The following is a 20,984-nucleotide window of genomic DNA, read 5'->3' as shown; positions in this document are numbered from 1 at the left end:
GCGTGCTATGACGCGCACCATGCCGCGCCCCGTCAAGAACTCCGCCAAAGCCGAGCCTCGCCGATCCGACCACGACGTCGACGTCGTCGTGATCGGCGGCGGCGTGAACGGGACCGGCGTCGCCCGCGACGCCTCCATGCGAGGCCTGCGCGTCGCGCTCTTCGAACGCAACGACCTCGCCTTCGGCGCGAGCGGCAACAACAGCGGCCTCATCCACGGCGGCCCGCGGTACATGCTGAACGACCCGAACGTGACGGCGACCTCGTGCCGCGACTCGGGCTACATCCAGCGCATCGCGCCGCACATGCTTCACCGCGTCCCGTTCTTGATGCCCGTCGAGAACAAGGGCCGCGCGAAGATCATGTTCGCCCTCATCGACGCGTTTTTCGAGGCCTACGACCGCTACCAGCCGCTCAAGCACGGCAAGAAGCACGCGATGCTCACGGCCGAGGAGATGCAGCGCCTCGAGCCGGGCCTGCGCGGCAACATGGTCGGCGGCATCAGCTTCGACGAGTGGGGCATCGACGGCGCGCGGCTCTGCGCGGCCAACGCCGTCGACGCGAGCGAGCGCGGCGCGCGTATCTTCGTCGGCTGCACGGTGGAGCGGATCGAGCGGCGCGAGGACACGGGCGAGGTCGTCGCGGTCCATTACCGCGACCGGCGCACGGGCGGGACGGGCTCGCTGCGCACGGGCACGGTCATCAACGCGACGGGCGCGTGGGCCCCGATCACGGCGTCGCTCGGCCGCGTCGCGCCGACCCGCGCGCGCGTCCGCCCCGGCAAGGGCATCCACGTCGTCTACGACCGGCGCCTCTTGAACTACGCCGTCGCCGCGCAGACCATCGACGGCCGGCAGATCTTCGTCGCGCCCTGGCAGAACATGACGATCGTCGGCACGACCGACGACGACTTCTACGGCGACCTCGACGAGGTCCGCGCGACGAGCGAGGAGGTGCGTTACCTCGTGCAGGGCGTCGCCCGCGTCTTCCCGCAGATCCACACGGCGCGCGCGATCGGCACCTACGCCGGCGTCAGGCCGACGCTCTACGCCTACGGCCCGCACGAGGATCGGCTCTCGCGCGAGCACGAGATCGTCGACCACGCCGAGCACCAGGCGCCGGGCGTCTACTCGATGATCGGCGGCAAGCTCGCGAGCTACCGCATCTTCGCCGAGGAGATGACCGACGTCCTCGCGGCGCGCTTCGACCTCGGCGCGCGCTGCGCCACGCACGAGCGCCCGCTGCCCGGCGGCGACGCGCCCGTCGACGCGATCGAGCTCGCCGCGCGGATGGAGATCGATCCCGTCGCGGCGCGGCGGCTCGTGTTCCGGCACGGGTCACGCTCGCTGCGCATCGCCGAGCGCGTGCACGAGCGTCCCCGCGAGGCGGCGATCGTGTGCGCGTGCGAGCCGGTGATCGAGGCCGAGGTGCGGCACGTGGTGCGGACCGAGTGGGCCCGCTCGGTCTCCGATGTCGCGCGCAGGACGCGGCTCGGCCTCGGCGCGTGCGGCGGCATGCGTTGCGCCGCGCGTTGTGGGCAAATCGTGGCGCAGGAGCTCGAGCTGCCGCCGCGCGAGGGCCTGCAACAAGCAGCGCGTTTCCTCGCGCGCCAGGCGCAGACCCGCGCCGTCGCGCTCGGGCCCGAGCAGGCGCAGCAGGAGGCGCTGGCGATCGCCGCGGTCCGCGCCGAGCTCGGCGTGGACGCGCGCGACCTCGAAGAAGGCGAGGCCGCGTGAGCCACAAGGTCCTCGTCCTCGGCGCGGGCGCGGCGGGCCTCTCGGCCGCGTTCGCCGCGAAGAACAGCGGCGCCGACGTCGTCCTCGTCTCGGCCGGCGCGGGCGCGAGCTCGCTCGGCGGCGGCGCCGTCGACGACGTGCCCTGGGAGGAGCGCGTGCGCGCGGCGCGTACGCTCGGCAGCCCGATCGAGCTCCACGCCATTTCATTGGAGGTCCAATCGTTCTCCGACGCGCTCGGGATCTGGGACCTGCCGGATCAGGCCCCGCCTCCGTTCGTCGCGACGGTCGCGGGCCGCCTTCGCCCCGCGCGTGGCCGCGACAAGGGCCTGCTCGATCTCGGCGCGCTCCGGGGCAAGCGGGTGCTCTTGCCCCGGACCCCGCGCGCCGGCTGGGACGCCGACGCCATCGCCGCGACGCTCTCCGACGATCCGCTCGCGCGCCGCGCGGGCCTCCGCTTCGAGGCCTTCGACGCGCCCGTCCTGCGCTTCGCCGACGAGGCGCGGATCTCCGACGGAGACCTCGCGGCGCGGCACGACGACCCGGCGCGGATCGGCTGGCTCGCCGAGCGTTTGCGCGAGGCCATCGGCGCGGAGACGCGCCTCCGCGACGGCGAACCCGCTTCTGCGGTGCTGCTCGGCTCCTGGCTCGGCGCGCGCGCGGCGAGCGCGGCAGAGCTCTCCGCGCGGGTCGGTGTTCCCGTCGGCGAGGCGCTCGTCGGCGTCGGCTCTGCGGCGGGCCTGCGCTTCGATGCGGCGCAGAAGAGGCTGCTCGACGCGCTCGGCGTGCAGCGGATCCGCGACCGCGCCGTCTCGCTCGTCCACGACGGCGCGCGTTTCCTCCTCACGCGCTCGCACGACACCGCGCGGATCGCGGCCGACGCCGTGGTGATCGCGATGGGCGGCGTCGCGGGCGGCGGCATCGTCTACGAGCCTCCCGAGCATGGAGCCGGCGAGGACCTCCCGCCGAGGGGCCGTGTCCCCTTCGCGCTCTCGATCGACGCGCCCGTCGCGCTCGCGCTCGGCCGGGGCCCGCTCGACGTCGTCGCTTCGATGCAAGGCCCCGAGCTCGATCAGACCGCGTGGCCCAGGGACGCCGCGCCTTCCGCGCTCGAAGCCGTCGGCGTACATGCGCCCGGCGGCCGCGCCGCGCCGGGCCTCTTCGTCGCGGGCGACGCCCTCGCGGGCCGCCCGCGCACGCTGCTCGAGGCCGTCACGTCGGGCCTGCGCGCGGGCCGCGCTGCAGCCTCTGCCTAACGCGCCGCCGTCCCGAGCCGCTCGATCAGCATCTTGTAGCCCGTGGCCAGCACGAAGTCGGAGCCCTTCGTCGGGTCCGTCGGCACGTCGCGCGCGGGCCCCGTATCGTCGGCGGTCGCTCGCACGATCGGCCCACGCGCGACGTTCGTGTTCCCGGTCCCGCCGCCTGCTTCTGCGGGCAGATGCCCGTCGAGGTCGCTCTCGCGCACCACCTCGCCGGGCTGCAGCGGCCGGCTCGCCTCGACCACCACATCGGGCTTGATCCCTTGCGCCTGGATCGACCGACCGCTCGGCGTGTAGTAGCGCATCGTCGTGAGCCGCATCCCGGCGCCGCCCGGCAGATCGAAGATCGTCTGCACGCTCCCCTTGCCGAACGTCGACGACCCGATCACCTGCGCGCGTCGGTTGTCCTGCAGCGCGCCTGCGACGAGCTCCGACGAGCTCGCCGAGTACTCGTTCACGAGCGCCACGATCGGGAGGTTCGCGAGCGCGCCGCCTCCGTTCGCCTTCGCGGTGTCGATCACCTTGCCGCGATGCCGCGTCGTGTAGATGAGGCCCGTGTCGAGCATCTCGTCGGCCACCGCCTCGGCCTCGTCGACGAGCCCGCCGGGGTTGTTGCGCATGTCGAGCAAGACGCCGCGCAGCGGCCGCTGGCTCTCCTCGCGCAGCTTCTTCGTCACGCGCAGGAGCTCCTCGTGCGTCCCGGCCTGGAACTGGCGCAGCTTCACGTACCCCACGTCGTTGTCCAGCCGCTTGCCCACCACGCTCGCCACGTGGATCTCCTCGCGCGCGAGGTCGAGCTGGATCGGCTCCGAGACGCCTTGCCTGCGCAGCGTGAGCCGCACGCGTGACCCTGCGGGGCCTCGCATCAACCCGATGATCTTCTCGAGCCGCTCGCCGCGCACGGGCTTGCCCTCGATCGCCACGATCTCGTCGCCGGGCTTCACCCCGGCGCGCGCGGCGGGTGAACCCTCCATCGGCGCGAGCACCGTCACGCGCTCGTCGCGGAAGTCGACCTCGACGCCGATGCCGCCGAATTTCCCCTCGGTGTCGCTCTGGAAGAGCGCGTACTCCTTCGGGTCCATGTACGCCGAGTGCGGATCGAGCTCGGCCACCATCCCCTTGATCGCGCCCTCCACGATCTTGTTTCGTTGCGCGGGATCCACGTAGTGGTTCTCGACGAGCACGAGCACCCAGGAGAGCTGGTCGAAGGGGTCGTACGGGCTACTCGCCTGGTTCCTCGCGTGTACGGCCTGGCTCGTCACCGCGCCGCCGGCGAAAGCGGCGAGCACGAGTCCGGCGGTCCGGAGCCATCGGGGAGCGGACATGCGCATGCCCCGACCATAGCAGCCCGCGGCCTGGATCACGGCTCGGCAGCCGGGGCCGAGGAGCCTGGCGAGGGGGCCCCCGTCGTGACGCGCGCCCGCCGGGGGCAGCAAAATCCAGGCGCCCGAGGGCCAGGCTCGTCCCAAGCATCGGCGCGTTGCTTTGTCCAACCGGCCATGTTCGGTTATGTTCGCGCGCCTGAACGTGGCTCGGGGCGCTCATCGGAGAGACCGTCGGGGGCAAGGCCCGCCCCTCTCGGGGGTCCTTCCGCTCGGCGATCCCTCGTCCCCGGCCACGGATTTCGGGCAGATCACATCTTCGCGCTCCTCGTCGGACTCACGGAAGTCGTGCGTGGTCCGGCCGCGGCGGGACCCGCCCAGGGCGCCCTCCCTTCGTTTCACGCACCAGCGAGCCTTCCAAGATGGGCAAACCGACGGATCGTGAGCTCGTGGAGCAGGCACGCGCCGGGAACGCGCAAGCGTTCGGGACGCTCGTGCAGCGTTACCAGCGGCGCATCTTCCGCCTCGCGTTCCACCTCGTGCGTACGGGCGCGGAGGCCGAGGACGTGACGCAAGAGACCTTCGTTCGAGCCTACCAGGCGCTCGACCGCTTCGACGGCCGGAGCGAGCCGTTCACGTGGCTCTATCGCATCGCCGTCAACCTCTCGCTCAACACCATCCGCGCCCGCAAGCCGAAGCGCGACGCCGTGCCCGCGGACGACCCGCGCATCGAGCCCCTGCTCGCCGAGCATCGCTCGTCGCACGGCTCGGATCCGGCGCGCATCGCGCAGGAGCGTCAGCTCACGAAGGCGCTGTGCGAGGGCATCGACAAGCTGTCGGACACGCTCCGGACCACGCTGGTCCTCGTGTGCATCGACGGCATGGGCCACGAAGAGGCCGCGCGGGTGCTCGATTGTCCCGAAGGCACGGTCGCGTGGCGCGTGCACGAAGCGCGGCGCAAGCTGCGCGAGCATCTCGAAAAGCAAGGGTTTGGAGGGGACGCGGCATGAGCCCCCACGACAAGATCGACAAGACCGACAAGACCGATCTCGGTTCCAAGGTCGACACGCTCCTCGGCTCCTGGCCTGCGCCGTCCATGGACGACGCGGCCTGGGAGGAGCGCTCGGCCTCGATCGTCGCGGCTGCACAGGCCGCTCCGCGCGCGGACGACGCGGCGCTCTCGGCGCTGCTCGCGCCGCCTGTGCTGTCGCCAGAGGAGGGGGAGGCAGAACGCTCGATTGCTTCGGAGGGCCCCGCGCGGCCTGTTGTTGCTTCAGGAGAAAAAAAGATGTCTCAGGATTCGAACTCCGGCTCGTCGGCCAAGCCCCCCGAGAGCATGCCCACGAGCGCTGCGACCTCCAAGCGACCTTCGCTGAAGGAGCTCGCCGCGAGGGCCAGCCAGGCGGGCGCGTCCCGAGCGAGCATCCCTGGCCCTTCCTCGATCCCGCCGGCCGCGATCAGCAAGCCGCCGTCGGAGGCGCCTCCCGCGCCCGTCACGCGCACGCCGCTGCCCTCCGCGCCTCCCCCCAAGGCCTCCGAGGCGGGCAAGGAGGACTCGGGCGTCGTCGATCTCAACCTCATCAACAAGACGGCGACGGCCGAGCAGATCGCGGCGGCCGAGAAGGCCAAGCCCGCGACGCACGACCTCGCGTTCGACGGCGACGAGAAGGCCGCGGCGGCGAGCGGCAAGGTCACGAGCCTCGCCGAGGCCCGCGAGAAGAAGGCCGAGAAGAAGGGCGGCGGCGCGACGTGGGGCATCCTCGTCGCGGTCGTCGGCATCGCCGCGGCGGTCGCGATCGTGATGCGCGGCCAGGGCTCGAAGGAGAACACGCAGGCGGCGAACGTCGGGCAGGAAAAACCGGCGGTCGCAGCCGAGGCGCCGAAGGCGGTCGAGCAGAAGATCGCCGAGGCGCCGCCGCCGGCGCCGACGGGTTTGTCCGTGGACTCGCTGCCGACGGAGCCCTCGCCCTCGGACGCGCAGAAGGCCGCGCAGCCGACGGCGGGCGCCGCGGGCGAAGATCCGGGCAAGGTCGCCGCGGCGACGCCCACGCCGGCCGCGGCCGACACGCAGAAGGCGCTCACGGGCCCGGCCCCGACGATCGGCGCGAAGCCCGGCGATCTCGCGGGCGCGATGGCGCAGGCCGTCGGCGGCTCGACCGAGACGAACGACGAACCCAAGGACGCGGTCCCCGCGGCCGGCAACAACAAGGGCAACCAGACGATCCCGGAGCAACCTTCGCAGGGCTCGGTCGCGAGCGCGGTCGGCTCGGTGATGGGCGGCGCGAAGGCGTGCGTCGCGGGCGCGGACGACGTGTCACGCGCGCAGATCACGTTCTCGTCGAGCGGCTCCGTGTCGAACGTCAGCGTGACGGGCTGGGCCGCGAGCAACGGGCAGAGCGGGTGCGTCAAGTCCGCGCTGAAGGGCGCGAACGTCGGCGCGTTCTCGAAGCCCTCGTTCACCGTCGGCGTGACGATCCGGCCCTGAACGGCCGTATCGCGTCGGCCGGGCCCAACAAAAGGGGGGTTCGGCCGGCGCGACGGATCGCGTGGAAAACACCCGTCTTGCCTTGACAGGGCGGGCCCTCCGAATAGACTCCGCCCCCCCATGGTCTCCGCAACGCAGCAAAGCAGCCGCATCCGCAAGCGGAAGGCGCGGCGCGCAGGCACGGCCCGCAAGCGCGATCTCCGCGCACACGGCACGCCGAAGTTTCCGATCCACCTCGAGGGTTACGACCCGAACGCGCCCGATGCCCGGCCCACGGCGGCGAGCGCGACCGCGAAGAAGTAGGGATTTGCTCCATGGCCAATCACGCATCTGCCGAAAAGCGCAACCGCCAGCGCATCAAGAGGACGGCTCGTAACCGCGCCGCCAAGTCCGCCCTCCGCACCGAGCTGAAGAAGGCGCGCGCCCAGATCGTGGCCGCCCCCGCGGACTCGACGAACACCGTTCGTGAGGCCATCGGCGCGCTCGACATGGCCGCGCACAAGGGCACGATCCCCCGCAAGCGCGCCTCGCGCCTGCAGGGTCGCCTCGCCCGCGCGCTGCACAAGGCGAGCAAGGCCGTCGAGACCCGCGGCTGATCTCGGCCTCGGCCGAGCAAGCATCGGACCGCTACACACCTCGAAACATCGAGGCGTGCGGCGGTTTGTTGCATTTTGTCTCCGCCGCCTCCCCTCCCCTCCCCTCTCCCGCGCGCGGGAGAGGGGTTGGGGGTGAGGGGTGAGGGGTGAGGGGTGAGGGATGAGGGCTTGTCGGCCGGGGGCTAATGTGCGTCGGCCCAGGTCGACCCCGCGCCCACGTTCACCACGAGCGGCACGTCGAGCGGGAACACCGTCTCCATCACCTCGCGCACCTTCTCCTTCGCCTCCTCCACGCGATCCGCGGGCACCTCGAAGGTGAGCTCGTCGTGGACCGTCAGGACCATCCGCGCGCCCGGGACCACCGGCTCGCCCAGACGAACCATCGCGAGCTTCAAGAGATCCGCGCTCGACCCCTGGATCGGCGTGTTCTGCGCGATGCGCTCGGCGTAGGCGCGCCGGCCGCGATCGGAGCTGTGCACGTCGGGCACCATGCGCCTTCGACCGAGCATCGTCTGGACGACCTGCGTGTGCCGCGCCTCCGTCATCGTGCGCTCCATGAACTCGTGCACGCCGCGGTAACGCTGGAAGTACGCGTCGATGAAGCGCGCGGCATCGGCGCGCGGGATGTCGAGCCGCCTCGCGAGCGCGGCCTCGCCCATGCCGTAGATCACGCCGAAGTTGATCGTCTTGCTCCGCGCGCGCATCTCGGCCGTCACCTCGGAGGCCTCGACGCCGAAGATCTCCATCGCCGTGCGCGTGTGCACGTCCTGCCCCGTGCGGAAGGCGTCGACGAGCACCGGGTCCTTCGACAGATGCGCGAGCACGCGGAGCTCGATCTGCGAGTAGTCGGCGCTGAGCACGACGTACCCCGGCGGCGCCACGAACGCGCGCCGGATGTGGCGGCCTAGCTCGGTCCGGATCGGGATGTTCTGCAGGTTCGGGTCCTGCGACGAGAGGCGGCCCGTGGCCGCGACGGCCTGGCTCCAGCGCGTGTGGATGCGCCCGGTCTCCGGGTGCACGAGCTTCGGAAGCGCGTCGACGTACGTGCCCTTGAGCTTCGCGATCGCGCGATGTTCGAGCACGATCCCCGGCAGCGGGTGATCCTCGGAGAGCTGCTCGAGCACGTCCGCGTCCGTCGAGCGGCCCGTCTTCGTCTTGCGCAGGCTGCGCAGCTTGAGCTCGTCGAACAGGATGGTCTCGAGCTGCCTCGGCGAGGCGAGGTTCCACTCCTTGCCCGCGGCGTCGTGCGCGCGCTTCTCGAGGACCGCGAGCTCCTTGGCCATCTCCTCGCCGAGCGAGGCGAGCGCCTTCGGATCGACGAGCACGCCCGTGTACTCCATCTGCGCGAGCACGGACGCGAGCGGGAGCTCGATCTTCGTGAAGAGGTCACCGAGGTGCGCGGCCTCGAGGCGCGGCGTCTGCTGCTCGGCGAGCGTGAGCACCACCTCGGGGAAGGCGGCGGCGTAGCCGGTCGCTTGCTCGATCTCGACGTCGTCGAGCGCGCGCTGCGCTTGCCCGCGCTTCTTCGGCGCGAGCTCCTCGAAGGGCTGCATCTTCACGCCCGCGTCGCGCTCGGCGACGTCGGCGAGCTCGTGCGAGGCCTCCGCGTCGAGCAGGTAACTCGCGAGCATCGTGTCGAACGTGACGCCGCGGAGCGAGAGGCCGTGCCGGCGCAAGAGGACGTCCGAGAACTTCAGGTCGTGGCCGAGCTTCACGATCGCGGGGTCGGCGAGGATCGGGCCGAGGACCGCGGCGATGTCGGCCATGACGAGCTGCGCCGGCACGCCGAGGTAACGATGGCCGATCGGCACGTAGACGCTCTGGCCACGCTCGTGGGCGAGCGCGAGGCCGCAGACGTGCGCGCGCATGGCCTCGCGCGAGGTCGCGTGGACCTCGATCGCGAGCCTGCCGGCCTTCTGCACCTCGGCGGCGAACGCTGCGAGCTCGTCACGCGTGGTGATCGCGCGCCGCTTGCCGCCGACGGGCGCCGAGGCGGGCACGGCCTTGATGAAGCGCGTGAAGCCGAGCTCCGTGAAGAGAGCCCGCAGCCGCGCGACGTCAGCGCCGCCGTAGCGGAGGGCCTCGAAGTCGAAGTCGACCTCCGCCTCCATGTGCAAGCTGACGAGCTTCTGCGAGAGGCGCGCGTCCGCCTCGTGCTCGCGCAAGTTGTCGCGGATCTTCTGGCGCTTGACGCGATCGAGCCCCGCGTACACGCCGTCGAGCGTGCCGAACTCCTTCAAGAGGTCCGCGGCCGTCTTCAAGCCGACGCCGGGCACGCCGGGCACGTTGTCGCTCGTGTCGCCGACGAGCGCGAGCAGGTCGCGGAGCTGCGCGGGCGGCACGCCGAACTTCTCCTCGACCTCGGTCGGGCCGTAGACCTTGTCGCGACCGTCCCAGAGCATCACGCGATCGGCGTCGACGAGCTGCATCAGGTCCTTGTCGCTGCTCACGATCACGACGCGCAGGCCCCGCTCCTTCGCGCGCGCGACCGCGACGGCGAGCAGATCGTCGGCCTCGAGGCCCTCGGCGATGTAGATCGGGATGCGGTAGGCCTCGACGATCTCCTTGCAGCGCGCCATCTGCACGTGGAGGTCCGGCGGCGGCGCGGGGCGATGCGCCTTGTAACGCTCGTCGAGATCGTCGCGGAACGTGCGCCCGGGCGAGTCCATCGCGACCGCGAGGAACGCCGGTTTGCGCTCGTCGACGAGCTTCGACAGCATGCTCACGGTGCCGTAGGTGGCGTGCGTGGGCTCGCCCGTGGGGCTCGTGAGGGGCGTCTGGATCGCGTGGTAGGCGCGGAAGACGTACCCCGACAGGTCGATGATGTAGAGGACATCGGGCGCGCCCGGCGGCGGCAGCTCGGCCTTGCGGGTGACCATGGGCCGAGCATGTAGCACGGCCACGAGGCGAATAGATCGACCGGACGAACGCTACCGCTCGATGCGCTCGCGCGTCACCATCACCTCGACGCTTGCCTCGCCCTCACGCGCGACCGAGATCGTGACGCGCGAGCCGGCGGGCCCGCGGAGCCTCTGGATCGCGTCGGGCAGCGTCATCTCGAGGGCCGATACGCCGTCGATGCGCAGAAGCTTGTCCCCGCGCTGGAGCCCCGCCTTCGCCCCAGGGCCGTTCTCGACGAGCGACGAGACGACGATGCCAGTCGCCGTGGGCACGAGGATCGCGCCGATGCCCTCGAGCTCGCTCTCGCTGCCGCCGTCGCCGCGGGCGCGGAGCGTGATGTCCTCGCGGATGGTCGACGCGCCGCGCGTGGTCAAACCCGGCACGATCCGGCTCTTGTAACTCGCGTGCTCCACGCGCACCGAGAAGGGCCCAGGCGGCACGCCCACGAGCGAGAACGCGCCTTCCGCGTCCGTCGTCACGGGCGTCGCGATGTCGAAGCCTCCACCACCCGCGATGCCGTCGAGCCGCACCGTGGCCCCCGCGATGGGCTTCTTCGTCTCCTCGTCGAGCACCGTGCCCGAGAGCGTCGCCGTACGCGGCAGGGCGATGCGCACGTTGCGCGCCGTCTGTCCGACCTCGACCTCGACCGTCTCGCTCTTGCCCGGCGGATGCCCCTCCGCGCTCGCGCCGAGCACGTACTTCCCCGGCGGGAGTTTTTCCATGCGGAACGCCCCTGCCGGGTCGTCCACCTTCCTCGGCCGACCACGTACGCCGATGTCGACGCCCTCGGTGTTCGGCAAGAAGAGCTCGACCGTGAGGCGATACGACGGCACCGGCGCGCCTTGCTCGTCGACGACCACGCCCTCGATCGCGCCGCCCGCGCCGAGCTTCACGACGTTGTCCTTGCCGAGCTCGACGCGCACGCGCTCGGACGAAGGGTGCTGCGAGTGATGCGCGACGACGAGGCACCCCGAGGCCTCCGCAGGCAGGCGGAAATGACCTTCCATGTCGCTCAGGGTCGTCATCTGCGCGCCGCGATCGTCGCAGCCGACGGCCGCGCGCGCGACCGGTTGCCCGTCGGAGTCGACCACGGTCCCGGTCACCTCGTCCTCGGCCGGCAGCTCGTCCTCCTTGGCGATCGCGGGCTTCGACGGAGCGCGCGGCGCGGGCGTCGAGCTCGCCGCAGGCACGTGCTCGGGCGTCGCGAGGGCCGCGGCGGTGGCGCGCGGGCGCGGCGGCTTCGCGGGCGGACCGGGGCGCGGCAAGACGAGCCACACGACGAGCGGAAGCACCAGCATCGCGACGAAGGTCGCGAGCGCGTACGACCAGGCGCGCCGGGGCGCGGTCACGGCTCGACGCCTGGCTCCCCGCCTGCGTCGGGCGCGGCGCTTTTGATGTCGTCGAGCTCGCCGGGCGAGGTCTCACCGGCGGGGCCGAGCGCAGGCCCTTCGGGCTCGGCAGGCCACGGCGTCTCGCTGGACGAGCCGCCGCAGCCGAGGAGCGAAAGGACGCAGAGGACGAGGAAGGATCGCGAACGCATGCGCGGACTATAACCGAGCGAAGGGTGCCCAGCCGGCGGGACGCTAGCGGGTCTCGGCGAGGTTCGTGCGCGCGATCCAGGCGCAGAGAGCCGCGTTCAGGACGCACCACGCGACGAGCGCCACGCGACCGAAGGGGCCGGCCGCGTCGCCGAGCGCGACGAGCGAGAGCAGGTACGCCCCCGTGCCCACGGCGAGCCCGGCGATGGCCGGACGCAGCCGCTTCACGCCGAAGAACACGGCCGTGAAGAGGAAGGGCACGAGCGCGTTCGCGAGCGGCAAGAAGCGGTGCAGCGAGACGCCCACGAGCAGATCGAGGTCCGCGATCGGGCGCGCGGCGACGTCGACCCAGAAGTCCGCGCGCGGCAAGAGCCAGGGCGCGAAGAAGAAGAGGCCCGGACCCGCTGCGAGCGCGGGCAGGAGGAAGTCGAGGCGCAGCGGGCTCTTCGCGTCCTTGTTCTTCTTGCGCGCCGCACGCGCGACGAAGGCCGTCATCAGGACGAGCGCGACGAGCCGCGTGAAGGCGTGCTGCTTCGTCACGGACACGGCCGCCTCGGCCGCGTCGAGCACGCCCGCGCCGTAGAGCTTCTTTCCACCGTCGGAGCTGTCGACCACGCGCGCGCTCTTGCGCAGCGCGTCCTCGACCGCGGCCGGGTCGGTCACGCCGAGGCCCATCACCAGCGCGGCCGCGCCGGCGACGTGCGGAGACGCCATCGACGTGCCGTTCCAGCCGGGGAACTGCTCGCACTTGTTGCGGCCCTTGTTGCACACCGTCTGCTGCACGACCTTCACGCCCGGCGCGGCGAGATCCACGCCCTCGCCGCGCGACGAGAACGAGGCGAGCTTGTCGTTCGGATCGGTCGCGGAGACGCCGATGACGCCGTCGGAGGCGCCGGGGTACTGCACGCTGCCGCCGGTGTTGCCCGCGGCGGCGACGACCACCGCGCCCATGCTCCTCGCGTGGTCGATCGCCTTCTGGATCACCTTCGCGTTGCGCGGGCCGCCGAGGCTCAGGTTGATCACGTGCGCGCCGTTGTCGGCGGCCCAGCGGATGCCGTCGGCCACGTCCGCCGTCGTGCCCCAGCCGTTCTCGTTCAGCACCTTCACAGGCATCAGCCGCGCGCCGAAGGCCACGCCCGACGCGCCGATGCCGTTGTTCGTCGACTGCGCGATCGTGCCGGCCACGTGCGTGCCGTGGCCTTGATCGTCGTTCGCGTGCTCGGTGCCGGTCACGAAGTTCCAGCCCGGAGCGCACTCGGTCGCGGCGAGATCGCTGCCCTTCGTGTACGGCCCGTGGTCCTCGCAGGCGATGCCCGTGTCGACGACGGCGACGGTCACGCCGCGGCCGGCCGAGAAGTCCCACGCCCGCTGCGCGCCGATGCGCTGCATGTGCCACTGCTCGCCCGCGAGCGGATCGTTCGGCACGAACGACGCGCGGACCTTCGCGAGCGGCTCGGCGAACTCGACGCGTGGATCACGCGAGAGGCGATCGAGCACGCTCTGCATGTCGCCCGCAGGCACGCTGGCGATCTGCATCTTCGTCGTCGGCTCGAGATCGGTCGGCGTGAAGGCGAGCCCGAAGTCCGCGGCGAGCGAGAGCAGCGAGGGCGCGTCGAGGTCGTCCCGAGCGTCCACCACGATCTGCCCCGGAACGTCCCAGCTCGTCTCGCCGAGACCTTCCGGCGTCGACAAGAACCCTTCCGTCGCGATCGCGACCGGCTCGTAGAGCGGGCCGAGCAGCTCCTCGACGGTCGTCGTCGTGCCGCTCGGACGCGAGGGATCCACGAGCGAGCGCTCGGGTCGCTGGGCGCTCGCGGCGCTTACGGTGACGACGAGCGCGGAGGCGACGAGCGTCGCGACGAGCGCGGTCGGGAGAGCGGCAGGCGTTCGCATGCCGCTATCCTAGCGCAGCGCGGAAGCCGGGTCCCGTGGGCATGAAGCCGCCGAGCGGGGCGACCTTGGACGCATCGCGGCGCGTGCGCGGCTTGGCAGCACTACCGAAGTCGTGGTAGCGGCCGCTTCCATGGAGTTCTTGATTCCCTCGCGAACCGCGCGCCCCGCAGACGACCCCATCTTCGCGCTGAACGCGGAAGCGCAGGCAAGAAAGAAGTCCGGTGAGCCGGTCATCAACGCGACGGTCGGCGCGCTGCTCGACGACGACGGCAAGCTCGCGATCATCGGCGCCGTGGTCGAAGCGCTGCGCTCGCTCCCGCCCGAGGTCGGCGCCGCGTACGCGCCCATCGCCGGCCCGCAGGCCTTCTTGCAGGGCGTGATCGACGACCTCTTCGCGGGCCGCCCCGAGGCCTCGCTCGCGACCGCGGTCGCCACGCCCGGCGGCACCGGCGCGCTGCGCCACGCGATCACGACGTTCCTCGAGCCGCAGCAGATGCTCCTCACGACGGGCTTCTACTGGGGCCCCTACAAGACCCTCGCGGACGAGGCGGATCGCACCCTCGCCACCTTCCGCATGTTCGACGACAAGGGCCGCCTCGACGTCGCCGACTTCGAGCGCAAGCTCGGCGGCGTCCTCGACGCGCAGGGGCGCGCCCTCGTCTTTTTGAACACGCCTTGCCACAACCCTACGGGTTATTCGCTCGACGAAAAAGACTGGAGCGGCATCGTCGACGTCGTCGGGCGCGCCGCCTCGCGCGGGCCCATCACCGTCCTGCTCGACGTCGCTTACGGACGGTACGCGAAGGCGAACCTCACCGACACCTTCGCGCCGGCGCTCCGCCTCGCGGAGAAGGCCATGGTCCTCTTCGCATGGTCCGCGTCGAAGTCGTTCACCCAGTACGGCCTGCGCGTCGGCGCGCTCGTCGCCCTCTGCCCCGACGCCCAGGAGCGCGCGCGTGTCCAGAACGCGCTCACGTACGCGAGCCGCGGCACCTGGTCGAACTGCAACGCCGCCGGCATGAACGCCATCGCCAAGGTCCTCTCCGATCCCGAGCTCCGCGCTCGTGTCGACGCCGAGCGGGCCACGTGGAAGGACCTCCTCGACCGCCGCGTCGCGCGCTGGAACACCCTCGCCACCGCCGCGGGCCTCGCCTATCCCCGCATCGACGGCGGGTTCTTCAGCACCGTGTTTTGCGAGGACGCGCCGCGCGCCGCCGCGCGCCTCCGCGAAGAGGGCATCTTCGTCGTCCCGGTCCAGGGCGCGCTCCGCGTCGGCCTCTGCTCGGTCCCGGAGCGGGACATCGAGCGCCTCGTCGACGGCCTGCGGCGAGCGACGAATCCCTGACGCCGCGGCCTCCCTCGACGACCGCGACGAAATTCGACCGTTCTGGTAAGGTCTCGGCTCCATCGGCGCGTCCGCGCGGCGCGCCTCGGAGGCCGTGAGAATGGGAAGGTTCGAGATGGGTGCGACTCGCCAAAGGCCGTGGGGGCTCGTGGGTGTCTCGGCAGCGCTCGTGATGCTGCTCGGGGCATGTGGGGATATCTTGACCCTCCCCGGCGTGGAGCCGACCGGCGGCACGGGCGGCGCGGGCGCAGGTGCAGGCGGGGCGGGCGGAGACGGCGGCGGCGTGCCGACGAGCTGCGTCTCGAACTCCGATTGCCCCGCGCCCACCGCGGTCTGCGACACAAAGAAGGCCACGTGCGTCGAGTGCCTCGAGATCACGGACTGCTCCTTCCGACCGGGCACGGTCTGCTCCGAGGGCCAGTGCGTCTGCCCGAACGCGGGCGACTCGTTCTGCGGCGAGCCCGCGCGTTGCGTCGATCTGCAATCGGACAGCCAGGACTGCGGCACGTGCGGGCAGGCCTGCTTCGGCGCGTGCACCGAGGGCAAGTGCGCCGACGCCTGGGAGCCGACGCCGACGCAGGATGCGCCCGCCGCGCGCTCGCATCACGTCGCGGTGTGGACCGGCGCGACGATGATCGTGTGGAGCGGCAACACGCCGAGCGGCACCACGAACAGCGGCGGCATGTTCGACCTCGCCACGCGCAAGTGGACGCCCACGAGCACCGCGAACGTCCCCGCGCCGCGCTCACGCGCGCGCGCCGTCTGGACGGGCACGCACATGGTCGTCTGGGGCGGTGAGAACGGCAGCCCGCTCCAGTCGGGCGGCGTCTTCAACCCCATCTCGAACACGTGGTCCACGATGACCACGGCCGGCGCGCCCTCGCCTCGCTCCGGGCACACGATGGTGTGGACCGGCTCGAAGGTGCTCGTGTGGGGCGGGTTCGACGGGACGAACTACCTCGGCGACGGCGGCGCGTACGACGTCACCGAGGATCGCTGGGATCCGATCCCGGCGGGCGGCACGCCGCCGAGCGCGCGCTCGGATCACTCGGCGGTATGGACCGGCTCGGACATGATCGTGTTCGGCGGCTACGGCTCCAACGGCGTCGAGGTCACCTACCTCGGCGACGGCGCCGAGTTCGATCCGGGCACCGGCGTCTGGAGCGTCGTCAAGGACGGCCAGCCGCCGGCGCGCGCGCGCCACACGGCCGAGTTTACGGGCACCGAGATGATCGTGTGGGGCGGCTACGACATGCTCGGGCCCGCCTCGATCGGCGCGCGTTACAAGCCGAAGATCGAGTGGAGCTTCATGACGACCGAGGGCGCGCCCGAGCTCCGGCAGTACCACACGGCCGTGTGGATCGCGCCGCGGCTCATCGTGTGGGGCGGCCAGAACGTGGGCGGCACCTACCTCAACACGGGTGCGCTCTACAACCCGATGACGAACGCGTGGAGCGCGAAGCCGATCCCGACGGCGCCCATGGGCCGCGCGCACCACACGGCCATCAGCACGAACAGCAAGATGATCATCTGGGGCGGCGTCACGCCCGGCGGCGCCGTCACCAACACCGGCGGCATCCTCGATCCGTCGATCCTGCCCTGAGCGATGCGCTGGGCGCGCCTCGCCCTCGCGCTCGTCGTCCTCCTCGGGCTCGCGTCGTGCTCGGACCGAAGCACGCGCCGCGAACCCGAGGCGGACGTCACGCTCGTCCTCGCCGCGTACTCCGCGCCGCGTGACGCGTTCGAACGTGGCCTCCTCCCCGCCTTCCGGGCCCGCTACGAGGCTCGTACTGGCAAGCGCCTCCGCGTGCGCGCCTCGTACCTCGCGAGCGGCGCGCAGTCTCGCGCCGTCGCCTCCGGCTTTCCTGCCGACGTCGTCGTGCTCGCGCTCGCCCCCGACGTCACGCGCCTCGAGAAGGAGCACCTCATCACGCACGACTGGCGCGCGCGCGGCAGGCGCGGCGCCTTCACCACCTCTGTCGTGGCCCTCGCGGTTCGTCCGGGCAACCCCGAGGGCATCACGGGCTTCTCGGATCTCGCGCGCCCCGGCCTCGACGTGCTCATGCCGAACCCGAAGACGAGCGGCGGCGCGATGTGGAACGTCAGCGCCCTCTGGGCCTCGGCGCTCCGCGGACATGCGGGCGTCGCCGCGAACGACGAGGGCGCCGCGCGCGGATATCTCCGCGGCGTGCTCGGGAACGTCGCGATCATGGACAAGGGCGCGCGCGAGAGCCTCATCACCTTCGAGAGGGGCGTCGGCGACGTGGCCGTCACCTACGAGAGCGAGGTCTTCGCGGGCCGCGCCGCGGGCCGCACCTACGACATGGTGATCCCCCCCGGGGCGATGGTCGTCGAGGTCATGGCGGCCGTCGTCGACGTGAACGCCAAAAAGCACGGCCTCTTGCCCGAGGCCGAGGCCTTCGTCGATTATTTGAGCTCCAACGAAGCCGCGCACATCCTCGCGAAGTACGGCTTCCGCAGCGACGACCCGGCCGTGCGCGCCGCGCACGCGCTCACGTTCCCCGAGGTCGAAGCCCCCGCGCGGATCGACGATCTCGGCGGCTGGGACGAGGCCCAGCCGAAGCTCTTCGCGAAGGACGGCGTCTTTCCGCGCACGTGGGAGAGCGTGTACGCGGAGCCGTGAGCGCTATTCGAGCGCGCCTTCTTCCACCACGGCGACGGACTTGTCCTGCTTCTTCTGCTGCGCCCACATCACGGCCTGACGTGGCCGGATGAAGCCTGCGCCCTGCTGGATCTTCGGGAACTGCGGCATCGGCGCGGCCGTGGCGAGCAGGCCCTCGCGGATCTGCGCGGGCGTGAGCTCGGGGTTCGCCTCGAGCATCTGCGCCGCCACGCTCGCGGCGATCGGCGCGGCGAACGAGGTCCCGTCGACGTGCTGGTAGTCGACGCCGATGTACTTCTGCCGGTTGATCCGCGCGGAGACGGCGTCGATGAGCCCGTTCACGCTGCTCCGCTCCTCGTGGCTCGCCCGCTGCTTCTGCTCGGAGAAACCCTGCTCGACCGAGAGCTCTTCGAGCACGGAGAGCACCTGGAACAGCGCGACCGCTTCGCGCGCGACGAGCGTGCCGGGCAGCATCGGCGCGGGCACCCAGATCGCGGGGGCGACGAGGTCCGGCTTGTCGAGGCCCGGGCGGACCGTGCCGTAACTCGAGGGCCAGAGCGACGCGTCGCCTTCACGTTCGCCCTTGTCGTCGAGGCCGCCGACGGTGATCGCCTCGGGCGCGGACGCGGGCGCGCGCGAGGGCCGGCCGGGCGTGTTGCCTGCGGCGGCGAAGACGGTGATCCCCGCGGCGACGACCTCGGCGACGGCGGCCTCGACCTCGGCGAGGTCGGGGTCGTTCGACGGCGCGGCGAGCGAGACGTTGAGCACGCGAATATTGAGGTGCGGGTATCGCAACGGAAAGCGGATCGCGTGCGCGACGTTCTTGCCCGTGATTTTCCCCTCGCTGCTCATCGCCTTGATGAGCACGACCTCGGCCTCCGACGCGAGCCCGCGGTACCTGCCCCCCGAAACGTAACCGTTGCCCGCGGCGGTGCAGGCGGTCATCGTGCCGTGCCAGGACGCGGCGCGCGGGGTGAAGAAGTCGTCGGCGACGGCCTCGTCGCGCGTCGCGTCGGCGTAGGCCTTGATGCGGCGCTTCGGGCGCATGAGGTCGGGGTGCGGGTAGAAGCCGCTGTCGACGAGGGCGATGACGACGCCGCGGCCGGTGAAGCGAGGGTTGGCGTCGAGGCGCTCGGGGATCGAGAGGAGCTGGGGGCGGGCCATCGGAGCGGAGGGTTGTGGCACCGAAGAGGGGGGGAGGGCAATGGACGTCGCCCCGGATTTCGCGAGGTTTGGCGCGCGCCGGCGCCGCCAGCACCGACGTGCGCGGCGAATGAGCAGCTTGACATGAGCGCGCTAACAACGTTACCCTGAGGCCCTATGTTGGCCTTTGGCCCCAAGCTGCTGGCGCTCCTGCAGTCTCGCAGGGAAGTCTACATTAAAGCCCTGAAGATTGCAATCAGGAATTCTCAGGAGCTCATTCCGGTCGCGCGACCGGAATACGATCAAGATGCGCTGGCGCAGATCATCGACGGGTACATGGCGATGATCACCGAGGCCTTGGAGGGCCGCGATCCGCCCGAGATCGCGACGATGTATTTCGAGGCCATCATTCCGTCGCTCGTGGCCGCCGGGGAGCGCGTGGACAGCATGGTCCACGTCACCGTGGGCATGATGGTCCTCATCGCCGACGACGTGGGCCGGAACGTGGACGCCGACATCCGCGACGAGAGCATGGATTGGCTCTCCAAGTTCTTCGCCACCTGGGTCACCCGCATCATCACGGTGCGCGGCGGCCCGGTGAGCAGCATGCGCCCGCTGCGCTAGATGATCCCCCGCAAGGCGAGCTGAATCGCCAGCATCTCGTCGAGGATCTCCCCGAACGCTTCGAGGTCGACGCTCGTATTGCTCCGCAGCCCGAGCACCTCGGCCCGCTTTCGCTCCCAGGTCAAGAGCAGCTTGGTCTCGACGCCGGAGTCGCGGAGCTGGCTGGCGAGCGTCCGCGGCGGCTGGCTCTCGATTTCCCGGACCGAAAGCACGCCTTGCTCCACCGCGTGCGCGAACACGCCGCTCGTGAAATCCCGGCTCAGGATCTCCCGCTCCCACGTGGTGACCATGTTGCCGATACGCCCGAGCTCTTGCGCCAGGAGGGCGACCTTCCGGAGCTGGCCGAGCTCGGCCAGGGGGACTTCGGGCGAGCACATCAGATCGAGCGTCGCATTGCACATCATGTGCATGTTGTGGGGCACGTAGGCGTCGTGCTCGGCCGCATTCTGCAGCGCGGGAATCTGGTTGACGAGCAGCGAGTATCGCATCGAATTGATGACCTGGTGCCAGTCGTACTGGAGCACCCGGCAGAACTCGGAATACCTCGGCAATCGCTCGATCATGTCCCACATCCTCTCCCAGAGGGACGAGGCGAATTCGAGGTAGGGATCGGCGGCGGGGACGGGCGCCGTCCCCTGCCCCGTCAGGCGGCGGCCAAAGAGGGCGATGAGCTGCTCGAGCCGCTCGCGATCCTGCTGCTCATCCGCGAGGTCGTCGAGCAGGACGTCGGCCATGGCGCCGAGGGTCTTGATGTCGTTCACCAGCGGCTTCAGATCGTGGCTCACGGAGGGGAACATCACGACATCCATCCCCATTCGTGTCGACTTCCACAGGAATTTGTTCCTGTGGGGCATACCCACCGCCTGATACTCCTGGATGAAGGATTCGAGCAGCGGTGATAGCGGATACCTGCCGATCCGCTCCTTCATCGCAACGAACGAGCACTCCGGAAGGAACAGGAGCGGGACGAGCCGCGAGGGCGCGTCGTTTGCTCGGCGCAGGAGGTCGTTTCGCAGCTCCCCGAGCCGCTGCAGCGTCGCGTCGCCGCTCGATACCCTGGTGAATCGGAGTACGAACCCGGGCGTGCTCGCGATGGGGCGCGCGTCGGCGCCGTGGCAGCGGACCTCGCCCTCGGCGACGATGTCCTCGCCGCCGGGGCAAACCAGATGAATGGTGACGACGCTGCCGGGGGCGGGAGAACTCGCCGCAGGGATGAAGAGGCCGCGTTCGTTGATGTTCGACACCGACGCCACGAACGACTGCTGCCCGTGCTGGACGCGGCAGGCGAGCGAAGGAGGCGCTATGACCGAGGTGCCGGGGTGCGAGCAGGGTTCCAGGTCGATGATTTCGGGCCCGCCTCCGCGGTCGTCGCCGAATTGCTCATCGAAACGCGCTCGACTCTGCTTGTGCGTACCCATGGGGATGCCCTCGAACAACGTCCCGGTGTGGAAAGACGCGCGCACAATCGATCCGCGCGGCTCGGACGAACCTGGGCGCTCGGCGCCGTCGCCCTCGACCCTCGT

General features: G+C 71.1%; 17 protein-coding genes. 10 read left to right on the top strand and 7 right to left on the bottom strand.

Annotated elements, in window-relative coordinates:
• The first annotated feature begins 19 nt into the window (after window positions 1–19).
• Window positions 20–1,735: a glycerol-3-phosphate dehydrogenase/oxidase gene (locus tag GF068_RS23235; RefSeq protein WP_153821615.1), complete on the top strand. Its 1,716-nt coding sequence runs from the start codon at window positions 20–22 to the stop codon at window positions 1,733–1,735.
• Window positions 1,732–2,988, top strand: coding sequence for an FAD-binding protein (locus tag GF068_RS23230; RefSeq protein ID WP_206079524.1), 1,257 nt, complete (start codon window positions 1,732–1,734; stop codon window positions 2,986–2,988). Before GF068_RS23235 ends, GF068_RS23230 begins: the two co-directional genes overlap by 4 nt.
• On the opposite strand, the gene GF068_RS23225 is transcribed toward GF068_RS23230, so the two are convergent.
• Entirely contained in the window at window positions 2,985–4,322 is a 1,338-nt protein-coding gene (locus GF068_RS23225; protein WP_240807222.1) for a S41 family peptidase, read from the bottom strand. The two genes, GF068_RS23230 and GF068_RS23225, sit on opposite strands and share 4 nt — an antisense overlap.
• A gap of 413 nt (window positions 4,323–4,735) precedes the next feature.
• Here GF068_RS23225 and GF068_RS23220 point away from each other — a divergent pair, with 413 nt between their 5' ends.
• From GF068_RS23220 to rpsT, 4 genes are all read left to right on the top strand, one after another.
• Complete coding sequence (locus tag GF068_RS23220; RefSeq protein WP_153821614.1) at window positions 4,736–5,323, top strand: RNA polymerase sigma factor; 588 nt, start codon at window positions 4,736–4,738, stop codon at window positions 5,321–5,323.
• Entirely contained in the window at window positions 5,320–6,798 is a 1,479-nt protein-coding gene (locus GF068_RS23215; protein ID WP_153821613.1) for a hypothetical protein, read from the top strand. Before GF068_RS23220 ends, GF068_RS23215 begins: the two co-directional genes overlap by 4 nt.
• A gap of 120 nt (window positions 6,799–6,918) precedes the next feature.
• Window positions 6,919–7,101, top strand: a complete 183-nt coding sequence (locus GF068_RS23210; RefSeq protein WP_153821612.1) for a hypothetical protein — start codon at window positions 6,919–6,921, stop codon at window positions 7,099–7,101.
• Window positions 7,102–7,112: 11 nt separating this feature from the next.
• Entirely contained in the window at window positions 7,113–7,394 is a 282-nt protein-coding gene (gene rpsT / locus GF068_RS23205; protein ID WP_153821611.1) for a 30S ribosomal protein S20, read from the top strand.
• Window positions 7,395–7,576: 182 nt separating this feature from the next.
• Here rpsT and polA read toward each other — a convergent pair whose 3' ends face one another.
• From polA to GF068_RS23185, 4 genes are read right to left on the bottom strand one after another with little or no spacing between them, the layout of a single operon-like run.
• Window positions 7,577–10,273 carry a DNA polymerase I gene (gene polA / locus GF068_RS23200; protein WP_153821610.1) on the bottom strand — a complete coding sequence of 899 codons (2,697 nt, stop codon included), beginning with the start codon at window positions 10,271–10,273 and terminating at the stop codon, window positions 7,577–7,579.
• A gap of 51 nt (window positions 10,274–10,324) precedes the next feature.
• The gene (locus tag GF068_RS23195; RefSeq protein ID WP_153821609.1) at window positions 10,325–11,644 is read right to left on the bottom strand and encodes a carboxypeptidase regulatory-like domain-containing protein; all 1,320 of its coding nucleotides are present in this window, start codon (window positions 11,642–11,644) and stop codon (window positions 10,325–10,327) included.
• Window positions 11,641–11,835, bottom strand: coding sequence for a hypothetical protein (locus GF068_RS23190; RefSeq protein ID WP_153821608.1), 195 nt, complete (start codon window positions 11,833–11,835; stop codon window positions 11,641–11,643). The genes GF068_RS23195 and GF068_RS23190 overlap by 4 nt, the downstream gene beginning before the upstream one ends.
• A gap of 43 nt (window positions 11,836–11,878) precedes the next feature.
• Window positions 11,879–13,726: a S8 family peptidase gene (locus tag GF068_RS23185; protein WP_153821607.1), complete on the bottom strand. Its 1,848-nt coding sequence runs from the start codon at window positions 13,724–13,726 to the stop codon at window positions 11,879–11,881.
• Window positions 13,727–13,856: 130 nt separating this feature from the next.
• On the opposite strand from GF068_RS23185, the gene GF068_RS23180 reads away from it, so the two are divergent.
• From GF068_RS23180 to GF068_RS23170, 3 genes are all read left to right on the top strand, one after another.
• A complete protein-coding gene (locus tag GF068_RS23180; protein ID WP_153821606.1) occupies window positions 13,857–15,071 on the top strand; it encodes an aminotransferase class I/II-fold pyridoxal phosphate-dependent enzyme in 1,215 nt (404 codons plus the stop codon).
• Window positions 15,072–15,186: 115 nt separating this feature from the next.
• A complete protein-coding gene (locus GF068_RS23175) occupies window positions 15,187–16,674 on the top strand; it encodes a Kelch repeat-containing protein (protein WP_170319628.1) in 1,488 nt (495 codons plus the stop codon).
• 3 nt (window positions 16,675–16,677) lie between these two features.
• Window positions 16,678–17,715, top strand: a complete 1,038-nt coding sequence (locus tag GF068_RS23170) for a sulfate ABC transporter substrate-binding protein (protein ID WP_153821604.1) — start codon at window positions 16,678–16,680, stop codon at window positions 17,713–17,715.
• A 3-nt stretch (window positions 17,716–17,718) separates the two neighbouring features.
• Here GF068_RS23170 and GF068_RS23165 read toward each other — a convergent pair whose 3' ends face one another.
• Window positions 17,719–18,858: a S8 family serine peptidase gene (locus GF068_RS23165; RefSeq protein WP_153821603.1), complete on the bottom strand. Its 1,140-nt coding sequence runs from the start codon at window positions 18,856–18,858 to the stop codon at window positions 17,719–17,721.
• Window positions 18,859–19,014: 156 nt separating this feature from the next.
• On the opposite strand from GF068_RS23165, the gene GF068_RS23160 reads away from it, so the two are divergent.
• A complete protein-coding gene (locus tag GF068_RS23160; protein WP_153821602.1) occupies window positions 19,015–19,461 on the top strand; it encodes a hypothetical protein in 447 nt (148 codons plus the stop codon).
• On the opposite strand, the gene GF068_RS23155 is transcribed toward GF068_RS23160, so the two are convergent.
• Entirely contained in the window at window positions 19,458–20,879 is a 1,422-nt protein-coding gene (locus GF068_RS23155) for a PilZ domain-containing protein (protein WP_153821601.1), read from the bottom strand. The genes GF068_RS23160 and GF068_RS23155 overlap by 4 nt on opposite strands.
• Window positions 20,880–20,984: the final 105 nt, after the last annotated feature.

It is taken from the genome of Polyangium spumosum, assembly GCF_009649845.1.
GTDB classification, from domain to species: domain Bacteria; phylum Myxococcota_A; class Polyangia; order Polyangiales; family Polyangiaceae; genus Polyangium; species Polyangium spumosum.
The sequence above is the reverse complement of the archived record's forward strand: the minus strand, read 5'-3'. Positions and strand labels throughout refer to the sequence as shown.